Annotated in this window: 5 protein-coding genes; all 5 read left to right on the top strand. The window is 69.3% G+C overall.

Annotated elements, in window-relative coordinates:
- On the top strand, positions 1-213 hold a 213-nt coding region (locus WBV89_RS17560), incomplete at its 5' end, for a sugar nucleotide-binding protein (RefSeq protein ID WP_423982634.1).
- A gap of 18 nt (positions 214-231) precedes the next feature.
- Positions 232-795 (top strand): mismatch-specific DNA-glycosylase, encoded by a 564-nt coding sequence (locus WBV89_RS17555; RefSeq protein WP_423982633.1) that lies wholly within the window; start codon positions 232-234, stop codon positions 793-795.
- Between the two features lie 42 nt (positions 796-837).
- On the top strand, positions 838-1959 hold the full coding sequence (locus WBV89_RS17550; RefSeq protein ID WP_423982632.1) for a glycosyltransferase family 4 protein: 1122 nt from the start codon (positions 838-840) through the stop codon (positions 1957-1959).
- Positions 1956-3122 (top strand): glycosyltransferase family 4 protein, encoded by a 1167-nt coding sequence (locus WBV89_RS17545; protein WP_423982631.1) that lies wholly within the window; start codon positions 1956-1958, stop codon positions 3120-3122. The genes WBV89_RS17550 and WBV89_RS17545 overlap by 4 nt, the downstream gene beginning before the upstream one ends.
- The coding region (locus WBV89_RS17540; RefSeq protein ID WP_423982630.1) for a glycosyltransferase family 4 protein at positions 3119-4282 on the top strand (1164 nt) is incomplete at its 3' end. The genes WBV89_RS17545 and WBV89_RS17540, both read left to right, overlap by 4 nt.

The raw sequence follows: 4282 nt of genomic DNA, 5'->3' as shown, positions 1-4282 counted from the left end.
GTGTCGTGGTACGGGTTCGTCCGGGAGATCCTGCAGGCGTGCGGCCACGACCCCGCACGGGTCCAGCCGATCTCCTCGGCGGATCTCGACCCGCCACGACCGGCGCCGCGGCCGGCGAACAGCGTGCTCGACAACGTGCGCTGGACCTCGCTCGGCCACCGACCGCTGCGTGATTTCCGCGAACCGCTCGCCGAACTCGTCGCTCGACTCTGACCCCGGACTCGGTACGAGATGGGATTCACACGCGCCGAGCTCGAGACCTACGTCGGAGCGACCGTCGACGATCTGGTCGGCCCGGGCCTGCGACTGCTTTTCGTCGGGATCAACCCCGGGTTGTGGACCGCTGCAACCCAGACGCATTTCGCATACCCGAGCAATCGCTTCTACCCGGCGCTGCTCCGGGCGGGGATCATCGAGCGTGAGATCGATCGCGGGCGCGGGATGTCCGACGACGATCGTGCGCACCTGATCGAGCGGGGAATCGGGATCACCAACGTCGCCCACCGCGCGACGGCCCGCGCGTCGGAACTCACCAAGCAGGAGTTGGTCGACGGTGGGAACGAACTGCGTGCGTTCGTTCGGGCGCACCGACCGCGAGTCGTCGCCGTCGCCGGCGTGACCGCGTTCCGCTCGGCGTTCGACGAACCCGCCGCGTCGATGGGGGAGCGGGACGGGGGTCTCGAGGGAGCCCGGTTGTGGATCGTCCCGAACCCGAGCGGGCTGAACGCGCACGAGACGGTCGAATCGCTCGCCGACTGGTACGCCGAGCCTGCTCGCGCCGCGGGCATTCTCTGACGCGGGTCGCGCATCGCGGACCGAGCTGCCAGACTGCCGACCGTGGACTCCTCCTCGATCCGCGTTGCCTACACGCTGGAGCAATGCTGGCACGACGCCCCGGGTGGCACGGCGATCGCCGCCCTGCGGATCGCCCGTGAGCTGCGCCGCGACACGGCACTCGCGGCCGAGATCGATCTCCACCTCGTCGCCGGGAAGCACGCGGCGATCCCGCCCGAGATCTTCCGGCCGGAGGGCGCGGTCGCGATGCTTCCGCTGGCGCGACCGCTCCTCTACGAATCGTGGACCCGGTTGAACTGGCCGAAGGTGGAGTCGGTGACCGGCCCGATCGACGTCGCGCATGCGACGGGTCTGATCCCGTGCGGAACCTCCGCTCCACTCGTGGTCACGATCCACGACGTCGCGTTCCTGCACACCCCGGAGAAGTTCACGAAGCACGGCGCGAAGTCGATGATGCGCAGCCTCGATGTCGCACGGCGGCGCGCCGATCGCGTGGTGTGCCCGAGTCGGGCGACGATGGACGATTGCCGCGACGCCGGATTCGCAGACGACCAGCTGCGGCTGGTCCCGCTCGGAGTCGACGTGCTCCCGGCGACGGTGGGTGAGATCGATCGGGTTCGCACGCGATTCGATCTTCCGGAGCGTTTCGTCCTCTTCGTCGGAACGCTCGAGCCGCGCAAGAACCTGCGGCGCCTCGTCACCGCCATGTCCCGGGTCGGGGGCCCGGCCTCGATTCCGCTGGTCATCGCGGGGGCCGGCGGATGGGGCGACGAGCGCGACCACGTCGAGGACGCGATCGGCTCGGCACCCCACGACGTGCGGTTCGTCGGTTCGGTGTCGGACGCGGAGCTGCGCGGTCTGTACGCGGCGGCGACAGTGTTCGCCTACCCGAGCGAGCGCGAGGGGTTCGGGCTCCCGGTGTCCGAAGCGATGGCACAAGGGACGGCAGTCGTGACGAGCAGGGGAACGTCGACCGAGGAGGTGGCCGATGGCGCCGCGGTGCTCGTCGATCCGTTCGACGTCGACGACATCGCCCGCGGTGTGTCCGAGGCGCTCGATCGGGCGCCCGAGATGGCCGACGCGTCGCGCCGTCGGGCGGGTGAGCTGTCGTGGACGAACTCGGCGCACGCGACGGCCGCTGTCTATCGTGAGTTGGTCTCGTGAACGCAGCGCCCTCACACATCGCCCCCGATGGCCGCTCGGACGCGACGGTGAACGTTGCGGTGAACCTGCTGTGGTGTGTGCCCGGCAAGGTCGGCGGCTCGGAGCAGTACCTCGCGCGTCAACTCGATGGCCTCGGATCGCAGGCGTCGGAGTTCGTTCCGACGATCTACTGCGTCCGATCGTTCGCGGATGCTCACCCTGAGTTGAGCGCACGCTTCGAACTGGTCGCGGCCGAGATCGACGGTACGAATCGAGGTCGTCGTGTGCTGGCCGAGCACACGTGGTTGGCGCGGCGGACCCGTTCGGCCGACGTGGTGCACCACGGCGGCGGGACGGCACCCGCGGCCGGTGGGCGCCCGATCGTGTTGACCATCCACGACCTCCAGTACGAGACGTTCCCGGAGTACGTGTCCACGACCAAATTGCGCTACCTGCGAACGGCGATGCCGCGCTCAGTGGCCCGGGCGTCGGTCGTGGCGGTCCCGACGCAGTACGTGCGCGGGACGGTCATCGAGCATTTCGATGTCGACCCGGAGCGCGTCGTCGTCGTCCCGCACGGGGTCGAACCCGACCTCGGAGCTCGGGCGCGGTCCGCAGCGGAACTCCGCAGCGCCTTCGCGCTCGGTGGCGGTCGGATCCTGGTCCTCCCCGCGATCACGCACCCACACAAGGGCCACCGGTTCCTGCTCGACGTGATGGCGCGCCACTGGCCCGATCCCGATCTCCGAGTGGTCCTGCTCGGTGGCCCCGGCGCTGCCGATGCTGCGATCCGGTCCGACGTCGCCCGGTTGGGACTGGAGGATCGGGTGGTGTTCGCCGGTCGTGTCGACGATGCCGACCGGGACGGCTTGATCCGCCTCGCCGACACGCTCGTCTTTCCCAGCGAGTACGAGGGGTTCGGAGCGCCGGTCGTCGAGGCGATGGCACTGGGCACGCCGGTCGTGTGCTCCGATCAGCCTGCGCTGAGTGAAGTCGTCGCGGACGCCGGCCTCTCGCTGCCACTCGATCACGAAGCGTGGGCGGATGTGCTCGACCGGGTCGATCGCGAGCGCGATGCGATGGTCGCTGCCGGCCTGCGCCGGGCGCAGGACTTCACCACGGTCGCATCGGGCGCCGGAATCGCGTCGGCGTATCGATTGGCGCACGAGGTCACTGCATCGTGACGAAGCGGTCGTCGGTCGGCGTGGTCGTGCTGTGCCCGCACTTCGCGCCCGATACGGCTCCGACCGGCACGGTGATGACGCGCATCGTCGACGAGTTGGTCTCTCTCGGTCACCGTGTCCACGTCGTCACTGCTCTGCCGTGGTACCGGTCTCATGCGATCGAGCCCGGCTGGACCGGACGATGGGTGCGGCGCGAGGAGACCACATGGGGTTCGATCACTCGCGTCCATCCCTTCCCTGGTGACGACAAGAGCAACCTGTTGCGGCGAGCGATCGGGTTCGTCGGTTACTCGGCACTCGCCGGAATCCAAGCGGTCCGGACCGGTGGATGGTTCCGGCGCGCGGACGTCGTGATCGCGATGTCCCCGCCGCTGACGCTCGGGCTCACGGGGAAGATCGCCGCGATGATCCGGCGCGCGCCGCTGGTCTTCAACATCCAGGACGTCTTCCCCGACGCCGCGATCGAGACCGGAGCGATCACGAACCCACGGGTGATCGCCGCGGCGCGGTGGCTCGAACGTCTCAGCTACCGATCGGCTGACGCGGTCACCGTCCTCTCGGACGATCTGGCCGAGAACGTGCGTGCCAAGCTTCCGGCGGAGCGACGCTCGCGCGTCCATGAGATCCCCAACTTCGTGGATACCGACGCGATCCGGCCACTCGATCGACTCACCCCCTACCGAGCCGAACTCGGCCTCGGTGACGGACCGGTCGTTCTCTACGGCGGCAACGTCGGCTTCTCGCAATCGCTCGATCTGATGGTCCACGCCGCGCGGGCGCTCCCCGAGGTGACGTTCCTGGTCAACGGTGACGGTGCCGCCCGCGCCGATCTCGAGGCGTCGGCTGTCGACGTCCCCAACATCGTGTTCCGCGGGTACGTCGACGGCGAGCGGCTCGCCGAACTGCTCGCGACCGGTGACGTCCACGTCGTGCCGCTGAAGGCCGGTCTCGCGCGCGTCTCGGTTCCGTCGAAGACGTACTCGATCATGGCGGCGGGCCGACCGGTCCTGGCGGCGATCGATCCGGACACGGCGGTTCCCCGGATCCTGGCCGACTCCGGCGGTGGAGTCGCCGTCGCACCGGACGATCCGGAGGCGTTCGTGCGTGCCGTCCGCGAGCTGGTCGGTGACCCGCAGACCGCTGGATCGATGGGTGAATCC

The organism is Ilumatobacter sp. (assembly GCF_049588435.1).
Lineage (GTDB): Bacteria > Actinomycetota > Acidimicrobiia > Acidimicrobiales > Ilumatobacteraceae > Ilumatobacter_A.
This window is presented reverse-complemented; position numbering and strand designations above follow the sequence as displayed.

Excerpts from the sequence above, each read along its gene's own strand:
- WBV89_RS17555 (WP_423982633.1), top strand. The coding sequence starts at position 232 with ATGGGATTCACACGCGCCGAGCTCGAGACCTACGTCGGAGCGACCGTC.